This is a genomic window from Bradyrhizobium sp. INPA03-11B, from assembly GCF_040446015.1.
Taxonomy (GTDB): domain Bacteria; phylum Pseudomonadota; class Alphaproteobacteria; order Rhizobiales; family Xanthobacteraceae; genus Bradyrhizobium; species Bradyrhizobium macuxiense_A.
Window position 1 is genome coordinate 1 of sequence record NZ_JASGSR010000050.1, and the last position, 15,523, is coordinate 15,523.

Consider the following 15,523-nt stretch of genomic DNA (forward strand, 5'->3'; position numbering starts at 1 on the left):
GCTGAAGAGCTCGATGAAAGACTTTTGCGATCTGCGGCGTGGGATCGACACCATAGAGATTGCGAAGCTTATGGGCTTCGTCGAGCACCAGCATGTCGAAGCGATCGTCGGGAATCTTTTCCAGATGCGAACGCGCCGAATGATAGGTCGTGATGACGGCCCCGACGTCGTCAGGCTCAGCCGAAACAAGTTTGCTTCCGGTGACAACTTCAGCGGGGATATCGAACTTCGTCCCAAGCTCGTCCTTCCACTGAGGACCGAGCAATTTGGGAGCGACAATCAGGATCCTGGCAACGCGGTTTCGGGCGATAAGCTCGCTCGCAACGAGTCCCGCGGATATGGTTTTACCGAGACCGACGTCGTCCGCGAGCAGGGTAACCGGAAGGCGACGGCAAAAGGTAATGAGGTTTTGAACCTGGTGATGGAATGGATCGAGGCGTTCCTTCCAGCGAAATTCCGATTTGAAATCGTCTCGGCTTTCAATGACGATCGGATCAGTCAGCCCCCATTCGAGTGCAGCCCGATAGACGGAATAGTCTTCTGGCGACTTCGCGCGCCGCAAAATCCTGGTCTTTAGCCCCTGCGCCGACCCCATGGCACTCGCCCCCTTTGCAACCAGAGTGACGCTAGGCCCAGCTTACCGCAAGCCCTTCTTTCGCCAAATATCCCAAAGGCTTAAGTGGGCACACCGTACATACTCGTCCATTTGCGACAGGCGCGGTCTGAGCTGCCCACTTGGTAACCCGCGGACCACTCGGCTTCTGAACTTCGGCCTCGCCTCTACCCAACGATGGGTATCACGCACCCCGTACAGATACCCACAGACCTGCACAAGGTCGCACACGGACGAATGCAACGTTGCCAAACCGACGCTTGAAGCCTTTCGGTACGCCGGCATTGATTTTCGATTGAACGAAAGGACCGGATTGCACATCCCATTGTCCCGACTACAGCGTGATCGTCTGCGCCAGTTCAAGGTAACGACAGAACGCATTCGCCAGTTGCATCTGGCGCGGTGTTTTGCATTCGGCCTCAAAGATTGCCGGAGACGCGACCATGATCGCGAGACATTTGGCGCGGGAAATCGCAACGTTCAGGCGATTGGCGCTGTAGAGAAACTCCATTCCTCGCGGCGCATCGGCGTACGATGATGTCGCTAGAGAATAGATCGCGATGGCCGCCTCTTGCCCCTGGAATTTGTCGACGGTGCCGACATGCGCCCCGGGAATGCGCTGCTGAACTTCAAAGACCTGCGCGTTGTACGGAGCGATGATGATAATGTCGGAAAGCTCCAGCTCTTTCGTTTTGCCGTCCCTGTCTGTCCACTGCGTTCGTGAAGACAGCAAGGAGGTCACAATTCGCGCAACCTCTTCGGCCTCTTCAATCGAACTGGACTGGTTTCCGGTGTGAGAAACCGGCACGTACCGCAGCCCCGTTCCGAAAAATACCCCTGTGGAGGTCACGTTCTGCTGCGCGCATTTGGGGACCGCGTGCAGTTTGGTCTCGTAAAACAGCTCCGAATTGAAGATAGTAATCGCCGGATGCATCCGCCAGGTCTCTTCAAGAAAGAGACCTTGATCGGGAACAATCGTCTGGCGACCGGCGAGGATGTGATGAAGCGCTGATACGCCGGTGCCGTCGGGATGCGATCCCTGCATGGGCTGATCCAGCTGCTGGGGGTCGCCGAGCAGAATCATCTGAGGAGCGGCCTGCGAAACGGCCAGAACGTTGGCTAGCGACATTTGCGCCGCTTCATCAACGAAGAGTACATCCACACTGTTCGCCACATCCTCACGCGCCCAGAAGAAGGGCGTGCCGCCCAGGACAGCGATTTCGCCGGAGCTGATCGCCCCAATCGCCTTCGGATTATCAAGATAAGTACGTACGGGATCGGTTTCAGAGCCTTTGTCAGGGCATCGATGACCGGCCCTGGCGGCCTGCCCCGCTTCCAGTGCCACTTTGATGGCCTTGTCGATCAGATTGCGAATGACCTTGTGGCTGTTAGCGGTGATACCGACGCGTTTGCCGTCCTTGAGCAGACGACAAATCATGTGCGCACCGGTGAAGGACTTCCCGGTGCCGGGTGGCCCCTGGATCGGCAGCACACCGCCTGAAAGCGCAGGGGTGATCCGAAGTGCGCCCTCAAGGGTGCTTTCGTGTTCGATATGCAGCTGCGCAGGACCAAGCCGTGGCGGCAATCGAAGGAGTAGGTCACGTGCAGCTTGGAATTCACCCAGCCCCTCGATGCCGTGATCAGCCACGTAGGTGCCAAGGCGCAGAAGCGATCCCTGTTGCTCCTTCGTGGGGATGTGCGTGTGCTCGAACACGGAATCCGGATGGATATCCGCCGTCCTTTTGGACTTCTTGATATCGATCGTACGATCATCCTGTGAGATAGCGATAACCGACCCGAACTTCTCGCCTCCCAGGACATGCAGGTCGGCTTCCTCGCGAATATCCGTGTCCTGCGAAGCAAATCTGTATCGATCTGTGGGAATGCCCTGTTTGCTTCGTTCGACCGTCCTCACGAATTCCAGGCTGCCGAGGCCCGCCTTTTCGTCAAGCAGATCTTCGGCCGTCAGCGCCGCCAACCGGAAATACTCCCACCAGTTCGCTTTCTCTTCCCTCCGATGCCAGTCGAGCGAATGCGCCAGAATAAAGCGACCATGCTGCTCCGGCGTACGTTCGACAGGGTCGATCGGAACATCGTGCGTTAAACGCTCGATCAACTCATTGATGCGCGCCTCGTGCTTGGCAATATCGTCGCTTGGACCATCGCCGCCTGGTACAGGCCGCTCAATTGCGGCACCATTTGCGATCGCCTCCGCGCGCAAATGCTCCAGCCAGTCCCGCAAGGCCGCCGTAGAATTACAGTCGTCCCGATTATACGCTGCCACGGCCTGACGTGCCGTCTCATCGATCGACTGGGCGTCATCCAGTTCCAGACCCGCCTGTATAGCTGCCAGCGCCAGGTTTGCATCCTGGAGCGGCATCACGCGCGTAAACGCGTAAAAGGGTTCCAGCTTCTTGATCGAGTAGCTCTCGACACCTGCGCGGATTGCATTGCGCACAACGGCATAGAGATCCACCATAACTTTACCGCGCAGGAGATCATCCACCTCGGTCTGCCGCGTGGCATAGCGCCCCATGAGGCGCTTCAGCGCGCCGGGCTCGTAGGGCGCGTAGTGATAGACGTGCATCTGCGGGAACTCGGAGCGCCTCGCAGTGACGAAGTCCATAAACGTCTCAAAGATCACCTTTTCGGACGCGCGGTTGAATGCCCACTGCGCTTCGTAATGGTTGCGGCCCACCGCGTCGCGATAGCAATAGCCGAACAGATATTCGAAACCGCCTTCGCCGATGAACGGGTCTCCCTCGATATCAAAGAAGACATCCCCCCGGGTCGGTGAAGGCAAAAGGTAGAGGCCCGTTCCAGGGATCAAATCGAGCAGTTCGTAGCGCAAAGTGCCCGTCTCACGCGCTTCGACCTGAACACGCGCCTGCTCCCGTGCCTTGATGTAGCTGGCAACTGACCCCCGCTTCGGCTTCCATGGCAGGGGAACGGGCATTGTAGAGAGCGTCTTTGCTGTCGCGATACCATTGGTGCGCAGCTCGTTCATCTGCAACGCGGACACGTTGGCCACCAGACAGAGATGGTCATCTGCGCGCCTGCGCGCATCGCATTGCGGCTCCCACCGACATACGTCACAATGGGTCTTCGGATCGGGATAGACGCTGTCGGCAATGTCGGTAGCGCCGTCCACCGCCGTCTGGGCGGCACGCTGCGCCTTGCGAAAAAACGCCATATAATCGGCAACACGGAATTGCTGTGGATGAAAGTCAGACCACGGCGCAACGAAGTAGACGAACTCCGGCTCTACGCCCTGCATGGCCCCGAGGAGCTGCGCGTAGAGGCATAGCTGCAAGACGGTGCCGCCCTTGGTTTCGCGGGCAAGCTTCGTATCAATGATCTCGTAGGACCAGTCCCCGAGGTCGCTCGGCGCCTCCACTCGCCGCAGAATGTCAGCGCGTCCCACCCAGCCCTGGTCACGCAAAGCTGCCTGGACGATGATCGCGCGACCAGCCTGCATCGCCTCACGCGTTTGAGTGACGGCAACATCCGTAACATCGACGCCCTCGATCACGAATGGCTCAAATCCATTCGCCTCGAGATGACCGAGGAAGGCCTGTTCGTGTTTCCTGCCGCGCTCGCGCAAGATATCCAGGAGCGGATCCCAGCGCGCAGGTTTGGGAAGCAATCCATGTGCGACCTTAAGGTCGACGTTTGTCAAATGCGCGCAGTAGAGATTGCCCACGAGATCGTGGGCGCTAAGCACTAATGTTGTGCCGACTTTTTGCACGATTCAAGCCCCTGAAAGCGCGAAGGCAATCGGACACCCGCCCGCGCTTGGCCACGCCGGTCCCGCTGCAGGCCGACTCCGGCCTGCCACTCATGAGACGCCCTCTTCAACGACAATCTCATCGCTGTGGCGCCGCACTGTAAATCCCGTGTCGTATGGCAATGAATTTGGAGAGAAGAAAAGTTCGTAGCCCATCGACACCACATCCGCCTCGCTTTCGCGGACAGGATAAAGCAGCAAAACCCCGGTGTGCGCTGACTCGAGCCCCCTGGTTTCCGAGTTTGGTGTCATAGGATTCTTGCTCTTTATTCCCGCAAGAAAGTCCGCGATGTCGCGGTGTCGAGGTTCGCCGAAAACCTGAAAACGGTCACTCTTGCCGCGGCCACGATGTTTTACCGCCAGCGCTCCCACACCATCAATCGAGACGGCTTTTCCGAACGACTTGCTCCGTTGCGGAGCCACGATCAGCCAGTTCGATATTTCATGCTTCTGCTTCGTCAAAAACTCAATCTGAAGATTGACATCAGCAGGTCTTTCGCTTTCCCCCTTGTACTCGGTCTCCACCCATTGATAGGAATTCAGAAGCTGGACCAGCGACTCGTTCGACGATTTGAAGACGAGCGCATCTGTCTCAAACTGCTTACCGTCGGAGAGCGAGCCACCGAGGGCCATCTGGCCGAGCGCATCTGCATTCCCAAGCAGAGCGGTAACGGCATCAATATTCGCCTTCCGTCTTGCCGGCGTTTCCGGGGTCATCGTCAGCATCGATCGACGACCGCCGAAATTCTTGTTTTTGATCTTCGCGTTGAACATCTTGTTGCGCGCCGTCGGCGGAAGACTTCCCGAGATCGCAATCAACGGCGGAATGTCTCTCGGAGTAATGCGCTTGACTCCCTCAATCCGGATGTATCGCTTGATCTCCTCCCGGAAGCGCTCCTCCATCTGGCAAACGTCCTTGAAGAGGGCGACGAGGTCCGTGTCACCCTTTTTGCCTTCCTTGACACCAAGGAAAACCCGGACAAGGTCGCGATATCCGGGCCGAAACCCGAACCAGCGCCCCATCTGCATCAGCGTATCAGCTGTGTTCGAAACGCGGCGATAATAGCTGACCGTGAGCCCCTCGACGGTGTACCCCCGGGAGAGCTTGTTTCCACCGATCAGTATTTTCCAGACCGGTCCCGCGCCAAAATCCGGCGCATCGTCGGTATCGCTATTAACAACACGGAATATACGATTGCCCTCTTCGATCCGCCCGATCGCCTCCGCAAGATGCCGCCGAAGCTCGCCGAATGAAGCAGGAACCCCCTCACCATCTCCGATCGCCTGGCTTACCTTCCGATGGTCAGCCTCCCACAACTCCTCAAGCTGGCGCAGTCCCTTGGGGCTGTTGAAGGCGCATTTCAGCCAGAGCTCCTCGACGCGACTTGCCGTCGTCACATGCGCCCCCTTGCTCGTAGACGTGTGCACCAGCATCGTGTGATGGCGGAAGTATTCGCTCTTGTATTGTTGCGGCTTTAGCGCGCGCCGGAATAACTTGATTCCTCCAGCCAGCACATAGCTGCGTAGCGCCTTCTGGAGATCGTCATCGTCCTGGTCAGGATCAGATTCGACCCGACGGATGTATGCAATTTCAGGCTGCCCAAAGTCATCCGGATCCAGATCCTCATAGGCAGATAGCGGGTCAAAGAAGTCGGCCACACCCATATATGCGGGCGGCCGATCCAGCGAGACGATGAAGTCCTTCGGGTAGAGGTCCTCGGGATCGTCAGGATCGACAAGCGCGTTGGCGTACGGTGTCGCCGTATAGCCCACGTACTGTCCGCGCGGAAAAAGCTTGAGAAGCTCAACGATGCCCTGATTGGTAGGTGCACGCTTCTTTCCGGTCGCGCGTGGATCAACTGTATTCAGACCGGCCTGGTCCGACTCGTCATCTATGATGAGGACCGGCAGCTCCGCGAGCGATGTACTCAGAAGCGCCAAGTCCTTGATCAGGCCGGAAAGGATGCCCGCGTGCTTCTTGATGACCAGAAGTTTGACAGGCAAGGTATGGAGATTTGACGGATCGTACAGCGGCGCGGCCTTGTTCTTCCTTTCGAATTCAAGGTTGTCAATCGCTTGTTTCAGCCTCTTCAGATCAATGTCAGGACGCGTCAGTCGCTGCCAGGCATAGTGGCCACGCTCCACAGGATCGCCGTCATGTTCAAGAAATTCATCCCAGTCAGACGGCGGCTGCTTTATGTAGGTCTCATCATTCTTGAGTAGCTCCTTGCCAAGGAGCTCCTTGTCCAGGCGCCGCTGCGTCTGATTCCGCAGGATGTTCCATGTGCCGGCGAGAACGATGATCAGACGGTAACCAGCATCCGCCGCGCGCGCGACAACACCGGCAAAGTTTGCAGTCTTTCCGCTCTGGACATAACCCATCACCAGCCCGCGCGACGCATAGGCTTTCGGCGATTCCGGGTTACCAAGACATTCAACGATCGCGCGCGTGCTGTTGTCGATCGTCAGGATCGAGACGTCATTCCAGTGACGTTTCTCTCTCAGATACTGAACATACTTGCTCCAGTAATAGTCCCGGATGCCGGCCTTCGGCTCGTACCAGTCCTGGTGCTTTTCGGAAACAATCAGTGGCTCTTCGAGGCTGTAGAATGGCAGCAACGCGTCGATGCGGCTCTCGTCCTCTGCGCTAGATTTGAGAAGTTCGTGAATTGCCTTCCGCCTGGCCGCGCTGTTTCGGGGGGTCTGTGTCCAGTCGGCGCTCTTTGCGTTGTCCCATGAGCGAAGAAGGTTCGAGAACCGGACGCGCGCCGGTTCGTTCGGATTGGTGGAAAGGAGCAGATCCAGCATCTTGTCAAGATCCGCTGCCGCGGCACTCTCAAAATCCGGACCGGGCTTCTCCAGATAGGCGCGAAGGCCACGAGGCCTGAGACTCATTGCTCCAAGCGCTGTTTCGATTCGCATATTGAAATCACTCATCAAAATATCTCTGCGTTGTCACGATGGAAGCGCCGATTCAAAGGCGGGGGTACCGTCCTCGTGTTCGAGACCTTCGACATTTACGTCGTAGCGCAGCCCCTCAATTCGGGAGGCAGGAGGCCCCAGAACGGCCTGAATTCCTGGACGAGTGATCGCCGGAAACGACGCATCGACATGGACAATTGCAGTCGGTCGCCTGATTGCAAACGAACGCGAGTAGTGCGCGCTGTCTTCCGGGCGAAAATCGTAGCCTTTCAACGCTGTGTTAAACTGCCCGAGCCGGGCCACATCACCGGCGAGAAGATCAGTCAATTCCGCTACCTTCTGAGTCAATGAAAATCCACCTCCAGCTCCTGGGGGCCCAAGGACCGTCGAGACCAGACAGAGCTTGCATTCCTCCGAAGGCAGGAGCTGCTCAATACCGTTGATGGTGTGGATGCGCTGCGCTGAAATGGTGGTCTTGACTTCGTATTCGAGATTGCCGAGACGAAAATCGTGGGGCTCCGGCCTCCAGCCAATCCACCCATCGACGGCACGCGTCCCGATCCTCTGGACCAGGCGCTCAAGAAACATGAGCTCTCCGATCAGACCAATCTGCCTCTCGAGCGCGAGCAGCGGCTTTGTCTCCAGCAGTTCGGCAAAGCAGCCGAGCTCCAGCGTAACCGCCTCCAGCGGAGGACGCTTCTCAACAATGATCCGCTCGGCCACTGCGACCGAAAAGTGATAGAACTGCCGGTACAGTGAGACGGTGGACGTCGCCACCTCGATGCAATTGCGACCGTTGTGGTTCAGCTCCCTCAGCGTCACGGATGCCAGCCTCGACAACTCGGCAGGAATTTCGCTTCCTGATGGTGTTTCCACCCAAAGGCCGATTTTGTTAGTGATCCCGTCTCCAAATACCTCAATAAGGGGAGCATCTGTCACGCGATGCACCCGCTCCTCTCCAGCGATCAGAACGGTGGATTTGAAGTTTTCCCAGGAGAGATATTTAGGCGCTGTCATTCAGGACACCTTTCGAACCGAACTGCACGCACCAGTATTCGATTGATCTGCTCAAGCCGCTCGCGCATCTTCGATCCCATCCGTTCAGACGCAAGCGCGTCTTCGAGCACCAGAAACAGCAGACACTTCAGAACCGGCACATCCGCCGACGAGCCAGCAAGGCCATGCTGCAGCTGCTTTCGATACGCCTGGTTTATGTAGAGGTTTCCTCCATCACGATCGATGTCAAAGAAGAGTCCGTTATCCAGTTTTCTCCAGCCGATCTTCAAGTCGTGATGCTTGGTGGTCGCCTTGATCCTGAGTTCCTTGTGCAAAAAGGTAACCAGGGTCGCAGGGAGGCCAGCCGAAGGGATCAGCGGCAGTTCGGCATCAGTGACGGCCCGCTTTCGATAGGCATCGTTTGCGAGTGAAAGGTACTTCTTGAAATCGATCCCTGTTGTGGTCTGTGCGCGAAGCAAGGCCTTTGCCAGATCAGGCGGCAGCTGGATCTCCATCTTCTTGACGTCAAGGCTAACGTCCACATCCAGCTCGGCTGCAATATCGACCTCAAGGCGCGCGAGAGACGAATGCGCCTCCGCTTCGCGAATGCCATTCCAGCCACCTGCCTGGATCAGGCGGTTGTTCCGGTAGAAATAGAACCCTTGCCGGCTATTGGCTCCGCCAGGAAGCCGGTAGGCAGGGGCGGTCGAATTTGGTGGCCAGATGTGTGCGATCACCTTGATCCTGTCGCTGTAAGATCCGTCTACCAACATCTGAAGCGGAAACGAGGAATTGCCGCTGCGGTCATAACCAAAGGGATCGAGTGGCCTGATCTGCACCGGCAGGCCGGCCGAGCCCGAGTGCTGATCAAACACGTCGAGAGTTATCGCGATTTTGCGAGGCCGGCCGGAAAGAAAGCGATGAAAGGCAATCGCAAGGAAGTTCTCGAGCCTCTTGAGAAGCTTTTGGGCGAACTCTTCGGCAGTATCCTGGTGACGTCGCAACCGATACAGATTTGACCATCTGACAAGGGTGCCGGAGCCCTCCAGTGGTCGCTCAGGTACCGCATCGCGGACCAGGTGGACGCATTCTTCCTCATCGAAGACCTTGCATACAAACCCCTGGGCGATGCCATGCTCCGGCCATTCGCGTCCCGAGATCTTTCCATCCTTGCGCGTGACCACCTGGACTTCGCGCGCCTGGCTGAGAGAGGCGAGTTTCAGACCAAGACCAAACTTGCCAAGACGATCGATGTCGTCCGAAACATCGGCGCCAAATCGCATTGCATCCCGGAGCGTGTCCGGATCCATACCGTGACCATCGTCCCAGACGAACAGGTCGAGTTGCCCGTCTCTTCTGATGTAGATCCGGACGAGAACGTTGGGTGCACGCGCGTCTATCGAGTTGTCGATTATATCGGCAACAGCGCTTTCGAACGTGTAACCAATAGACCGCAACGCCACTTCGAGCTTGCGGTTGATCGGCGGAAGAAGTTCTTCAGTACTCATGCAAATTCGGGGTTCAGTCTGGGAGTTGACTGGCAGTCAGGCCAGTGTGCGAGCGTGGGAAAGGCAATCCTTCAGGAAGAGGTTGATCTCATCCGTATCGAGCACCTCGAAAACAATTCCGCCGCCGAGCCTGTTCAGCGATTTCATGAAAATTCTGAAATTCTTCTCCGCGTCAGTAACCCACGGCTCTGACTTCATCAGCCCGAGAACTCCGGAAGCGATATTGCGGCGACTGGTCATCCAGATCCGCTCGACAAAATTGCTGCGAATGTCCGCGGTCTTCAGGATGAGCGACAGAGCTTCATCCGGATTATCGGGGTTGCAGGTGCGAGCAATCTGGTAGTTCCACCACAGCCGCGAGAGTGCGTGATCGTCACGGATCTTCGTTTGCCCGGATGCGAAGAAATGGTCCTCGACGAGCTTCGGAACAGCTTCGTCCCCGGTCTGCCCTATCCACCGGTCGCGCGCGTAGACGAATGCCTCAACATGCGACAGCCGTACCCAGACGCGTTCTTCGTTAGCGAGCGTAGGTGACAGGTTTGCCAGCGCTTTCCCGACAATGCGGGAATTTGCGAGATCTATTGCAGCAACAGCTCTCGGCATGCTGCGGTCGAGCGTTCCCAGCAGCCCGTCGTCGTACTCAACCCCGAGGCCGATATTCCAGCCGGGGTCATCCGCAAATTCCGGAAAGCCATCTGTCCTGTATCGCACAACATTGGCCGCCACGCCGCTCTTTAGCTGCGCCAGGGCCTTGTCAGAAAGGTATTTGAGCTGGGCGACCATCCTACATTGTCCCCACTACGGCTATTGATTTCCTGAGAGGTGCCCTCAGGAGCTTCTGGGCAATCATGAGGGGGGAGCCGTTACGGTCGGCAGGGTTGATGCCGAGATCATCGCACTTCGCCTTGAACACCCGATACCAGTTCATTCCGGTTGCGGCTGTGTCTCCGCTCTGCAGCAGCGCAAGAACGTCCATGACTGCCGGCATATAGACAGAACTCAGCAGGATGCTGCGACCGGCCGGCATGTTTCGCATGTCCGCCAGATCCTTGTGCGTCTTTGGTTCGGCGAGGATGGTGATACGGTCACGCAAAGGATCGACCTGGACCATGCCCGGTTCGATCCCATCACCCACCCCCAGTTCGAAGATGCTTTCAAATGGTTTGAATTTCTTCTTGTCGATAGAAAAACGGAATTCAGGTCCAAGGGCAACAACCGCCCCCTTCGGAAGACTAACCGACGCGCCGAATTCCTTGTGAATGAGCGGGCTACTGAAGTTGTGTACAGGGTTCAGCGTCCACACAGCCGGACGCAAGGTGACGGCGCCGAACAGCCTTGACCCGTCAAAATGCCTTTCGCTGCGTCCCAGTGGCGCTGATTGAAGAACGTTGAAGTAGGTACGACGGCAAACGACAAAATAGCCGGTCGCAGCCTGCTGGTCCTCGATCAGCTTCCGCAGCTCCTTGGAATCAAGGCTCAGCTCCGCAGTCAGCTTGAGCTCACCCTCTCCGGTCATTTGCTGAACGAAGGAGCATTTGAATTCACCGGTGACATAATCAGAAGAGAAATCGCTCAGGACAGGATGAGGATACCTCATGCTTTCGTTCAGCTTCATGAAGGCGCTCCGTTCGCGAGAGGCACGACCACGGCTGACGTCTCGATGGGGCCTGCGTATGAACTGTCAAACTCGATATCAAGCGCGACGCGTTCACCACGCTTGCAGGCAACCTCGATTTTTCCATCGTTCAGGGTGCCGCCCGAAACCGCTGTCACGACGAGCTGGTCCGGATTGCTGAGGCCTGTGGCCTCCACCGACAGGTTCACCGAGCCCGTAACAGGTGACGTGAAAAAGAGCCTCCGCTTCGTGCCTGAAGTGCCGTCCAGCAGCAGGTTGCGCTCGCCTTGCAGTTCAATGCTCCTCGCCTGCGGTTGCGGTCGGGGTGGCTTCGGGCCGGAGCCAGGATCAGAACCCGGATCGGATCCGGGCCCAGGTGCCGGCTCGGGAGGCAGTGGGCCCGGACCAGGAATCGGCGGGTCGTCATCCTCGCTCGCCGGACTTGCGGCCCGGCGGGGCCTTGGCGGCGATTTCTGGATCACAGTCGGCTTCAGAACGCGTGGGTCGGTTTCAGGGCCGGTATCGTCCCATTCACGGGCCGCGTCCGACGCAAAGAAATCATTCAGCTCGTCGAGCTCCATACTGCTGGTCGGCTCGGATTTCGCGAGCTCCCGGATTCGCTGGCGAATCTGTTTGGCCAACCGTTCAAAGGCCCGCTTTCCCTGCGCCCGGAGTTGAGGATCTGTGATGCGGTCTGCTGAAAGGTCGTCGTGCGCCGGATTCTCCAGTCGCTTGAACCATTCACTTTCACTTGTGCCGTCTGGTTCGATAACGACCGCAAATTCACGGTGCAGGGGAAAGCGCTTGAAGGGCTCGTTGAACTTGGCGAGATTGTCCGTGATGTACATGCCATTGCGGATAATCCCGATGGTGTAGCCGAGTCCGTCTCTCAGGAGCACACGCATCTGCACCTTGCCGAGGCCCTGGACGTCCAGCATGGCCACCGTGGTTTTTTCGTCGATGAGACATCCGTGCAGGGTCCTGGCGGTCTCGAAGGCAACGCCTGCGTTCGTCAGCCTGACGGCCTCGATCACCTTCGGGTTCTGGAAGAGGGATTGCAGGGTGTTCCTGTTGATCTTGATGGTGCCGTTGTCGATCTCGAATTCCATCTCCTGACGCTCGATGGCGCCGAAGAAGTTGATGATGATGGCTGCGGCCATCTCGTATTGCCAGTCAGCGTCATCATCGCGCACACATGCCGAGAAAATCGACGTACCCTGGTTGTCGCGAAGCAGCCACGCCGGGATCTCGGCCTGATTGTCCAGCGGCAGGTATCCGTCCAGCTTGCCCCAGTAGCCTTTGCGTCTCCTCGGATTTCCCTCTGCATCGGTATGAGAAATGAAGAGCGTTTTCCCCATGCACAGCACACGATCGGAACCGTCGGCGTCCCGGTAGCGAGTCGAGATAAATGCGGTCTGGATGTCAGAGACAGCGAGCGCCGCATTCTTGCCGATGCCGAATGAGCCTCCAGAGCCCGCATCCTCCTTGGCACTTACGCTGTCTGACTTCGCAAGCGCATGGAATGGATATCCTTCCTGACAGGGACCGCGAACACCCGTTGTGTTGAAGTCGGCAATTCTCAGAACCCTGATCTGCGGGGCCTCAAGGGCACGAACCGCCTGCTCGAAGAACCCCTTCTCCTTCTCGTTCTTGGGCCGGTCAGCCTTCTTGAGGCACAGTCGTGCGGCCTGCCGAAAGGCAGTGATTGAAGGAAAATCATCGGAGCTCATCGAAAGGACGTCGAAGGTAAGACGCACCGGCCTGGTGTGGTCCTGTCTCGCATCCCTGCTGTTCTGGCCGGTTTCGCGGGCCACAGCTGTAAATGGCTTGTCTCTGAAATTCTCTACGCCGGGATCACTGAGACCTTCGGACTCACCGCCCGTATTCAAAAGAAATTCAAGTCCAATTCTGGGCAACCCTGATGCTCCCCCTGCTCTCCGTGCTGTGCTCGGCCAGCAAATCTCTTTTGGAAACAATAAGCTGGCGCAACGCCCGGTTGCAAGACGCGATATCCAGGCATTTCGTCGGGATCGGCGCCGTACTGCGGATTTCCGTCAGCTTCCGATCCCGCGCTAGCGCCTACAGCGACCAACCAGTCGCGGCGTGAATTCACCGGCAGAAAGCGCGAACCATTCTTTCGACAGGTGAGCGCACACCCGCACTGGCCTTTCGTTCTTCCGGTAAAATGCTGCCAGAGTTGGTGAGGATGATCTGATCAACGTTGTGCGTGTGGTGTCGGGATATGCAGATGAACCGCGCGCAGATGCTCATTCGGCTGCCGCTCTTCCCCCGACCACGGGTCCGCTAATTTTCCTGTGCGCCATCACACAGATAAGAACAAATTAGGAACATTTTAATTGTTCGCTGGGAAGCTTTGTGTCACGGTGAGACTCGCTGACACAGAATCGGGGGACAAACGGTGGCCGGTAAACTGACGCGATTCACAACGTTACGCCAGCAGGCCGGACTGTCCTTCGACGAAGCCATTCACCTGATTGGCGTTTCTCGCAGCACCGGGTTCCGCTATCAGAATGGCAAAAACAGGCTCGAAGGCGCCGAGCTGAAACTACTGGAACAGGCTGCCGCAGCCCGCGTAGCCGACACTCCCGGCTGGTTTCGCTTCATAGACCTGTTCGCCGGCATCGGCGGCCTGCGGAAGGGCTTCGAGAGCATCGGCGGCCGATGTGTCTTCACCTCCGAGTGGGACAAGAACAGCCAGAAGACCTACGCCAACAACTTCCCGGACAATCACCCGATCGCCGGCGACATCCGCGAGTTTTCAGAAAAGCCCGACCTCGTCCCTGAGCATGACGTGCTTCTGGCGGGTTTTCCGTGCCAGCCCTTCTCCATTGCCGGCGTATCAAAGAAAAACGCGCTGGGAAGAAAGCACGGCTTCCTTGATGAGACGCAGGGCACTTTGTTCTTCGACACCGCGCAGATCATCAAGCACCATGGGCCTTCGGCATTCGTGCTGGAGAACGTCAAGAACCTCGAACGCCATGATGGCGGCAAGACCTTCAAGACCATCATCAAGGTGCTGGAGGAGGAGCTGGGCTACCATGTTCAGCATCGTGTCATCAGCTCGGAGCCGTGGGTGCCGCAGAAGCGGCAGCGCATCTTCATCGTCGGCTTCAAGGACCCGACCACATTCGATTTCAAGGCGCTTCAGTTGCCTTCGGCCGAGGATGGGCCGAAGCTCGGCAGCATCCTCGAGCCCGAGGTTGATCCGAAATATACCCTGACCCCCCACCTCTGGAAGTACTTGCAGGACTACAAGAAGAAGCACAACGCCGCGGGTAATGGCTTCGGCTATAGTGTCTTCGGTCCCGACCAGGTGACACGCACCCTTTCGCAGCGCTACTACAAGGACGGCTCGGAGATCCTCGTGAAACAGAAGGGCAATCGCCCTCGCCGCCTCACTCCGCTTGAATGCGCACGCCTGATGGGCTTCGACCGGCCAGGCAAGCCATTCATCCTGAAGGACGTGTCTGACACCCAGCTCTATCGGCAGTTCGGCAATGCCGTTGTCGTGCCGGTTGTTGAGTTCGTGGCCAAGGCGGTGAAGCCGCATCTCGTCGAGGCCGTCAAGCCCGAGCAGGACGCGCAGCGAGCGTTCGACCTTCGCGTCGCAAATGGCTGACGTCGTCTCTCCGGAGGTTCGAAGCCGGATGATGTCCGGCATCCGGGGGAAGAACACCAGGCCCGAGATCTTCCTGCGCAGGGCGCTCCACGCGAAGGGCTTTCGCTTCCGTATCCATGCGCCACTTCCCGGCAAGCCGGACATGGTCTTCCCGAAGTGGAATGCCGTGCTCTTCGTTCACGGCTGCTTCTGGCACGGCCATAACTGCCATCTGTTCAAATGGCCCTCCTCGCGCCCGGAATTCTGGCGGGCCAAGATCAACGGTAACGTCACGCGGGATGAGACCAACGTCACCAGGCTGCTGGAAGCCGGATGGCGGGTCGGGATCGTGTGGGAATGCGCCCTGAAGGGTCGCACGCGTCTTGACTCTTCGCGTGCAATCGAGAGTTGTTCGAGGTGGTTAAAGTCCAACAGGAAACGCTTTGAACTCGCCGGGGCATAG

Annotated in this window: 10 protein-coding genes; 2 read left to right on the forward strand and 8 right to left on the reverse strand. The window is 57.7% G+C overall.

Annotation, left to right across the window (positions count from 1 at the left end; translation table 11 throughout):
• The 8 genes from QMZ05_RS21295 to QMZ05_RS21330 all read right to left on the reverse strand — a co-directional run.
• Positions 1 to 595: SNF2-related protein (locus QMZ05_RS21295; protein ID WP_353702515.1), on the reverse strand; the 595-nt coding region annotated here is incomplete at its 3' end.
• 352 nt (positions 596 to 947) lie between these two features.
• The gene (locus QMZ05_RS21300) at positions 948 to 4,361 is read right to left on the reverse strand and encodes a TM0106 family RecB-like putative nuclease (RefSeq protein WP_353702516.1); all 3,414 of its coding nucleotides are present in this window, start codon (positions 4,359 to 4,361) and stop codon (positions 948 to 950) included.
• A gap of 90 nt (positions 4,362 to 4,451) precedes the next feature.
• Positions 4,452 to 7,337, reverse strand: coding sequence for a Z1 domain-containing protein (locus tag QMZ05_RS21305; protein WP_353702517.1), 2,886 nt, complete (start codon positions 7,335 to 7,337; stop codon positions 4,452 to 4,454).
• 18 nt (positions 7,338 to 7,355) lie between these two features.
• Positions 7,356 to 8,339 (reverse strand): PD-(D/E)XK motif protein, encoded by a 984-nt coding sequence (locus QMZ05_RS21310; protein WP_353702518.1) that lies wholly within the window; start codon positions 8,337 to 8,339, stop codon positions 7,356 to 7,358.
• The gene (locus tag QMZ05_RS21315) at positions 8,336 to 9,826 is read right to left on the reverse strand and encodes an ATP-binding protein (protein WP_353702519.1); all 1,491 of its coding nucleotides are present in this window, start codon (positions 9,824 to 9,826) and stop codon (positions 8,336 to 8,338) included. The genes QMZ05_RS21310 and QMZ05_RS21315 overlap by 4 nt, the downstream gene beginning before the upstream one ends.
• Before the next feature lie 36 nt (positions 9,827 to 9,862).
• The gene (locus QMZ05_RS21320; protein WP_353702520.1) at positions 9,863 to 10,609 is read right to left on the reverse strand and encodes a DUF6339 family protein; all 747 of its coding nucleotides are present in this window, start codon (positions 10,607 to 10,609) and stop codon (positions 9,863 to 9,865) included.
• Position 10,610: 1 nt separating this feature from the next.
• Complete coding sequence (locus tag QMZ05_RS21325; RefSeq protein ID WP_353702521.1) at positions 10,611 to 11,441, reverse strand: hypothetical protein; 831 nt, start codon at positions 11,439 to 11,441, stop codon at positions 10,611 to 10,613.
• The gene (locus tag QMZ05_RS21330; RefSeq protein ID WP_353702522.1) at positions 11,438 to 13,357 is read right to left on the reverse strand and encodes a hypothetical protein; all 1,920 of its coding nucleotides are present in this window, start codon (positions 13,355 to 13,357) and stop codon (positions 11,438 to 11,440) included. Before QMZ05_RS21330 ends, QMZ05_RS21325 begins: the two co-directional genes overlap by 4 nt.
• Before the next feature lie 503 nt (positions 13,358 to 13,860).
• On the opposite strand from QMZ05_RS21330, the gene dcm reads away from it, so the two are divergent.
• Both dcm and QMZ05_RS21340 read left to right on the forward strand, forming a co-directional pair.
• On the forward strand, positions 13,861 to 15,081 hold the full coding sequence (gene dcm, locus QMZ05_RS21335; protein WP_353702523.1) for a DNA (cytosine-5-)-methyltransferase: 1,221 nt from the start codon (positions 13,861 to 13,863) through the stop codon (positions 15,079 to 15,081).
• A complete protein-coding gene (locus QMZ05_RS21340) occupies positions 15,074 to 15,523 on the forward strand; it encodes a very short patch repair endonuclease (protein WP_353702524.1) in 450 nt (149 codons plus the stop codon). Before dcm ends, QMZ05_RS21340 begins: the two co-directional genes overlap by 8 nt.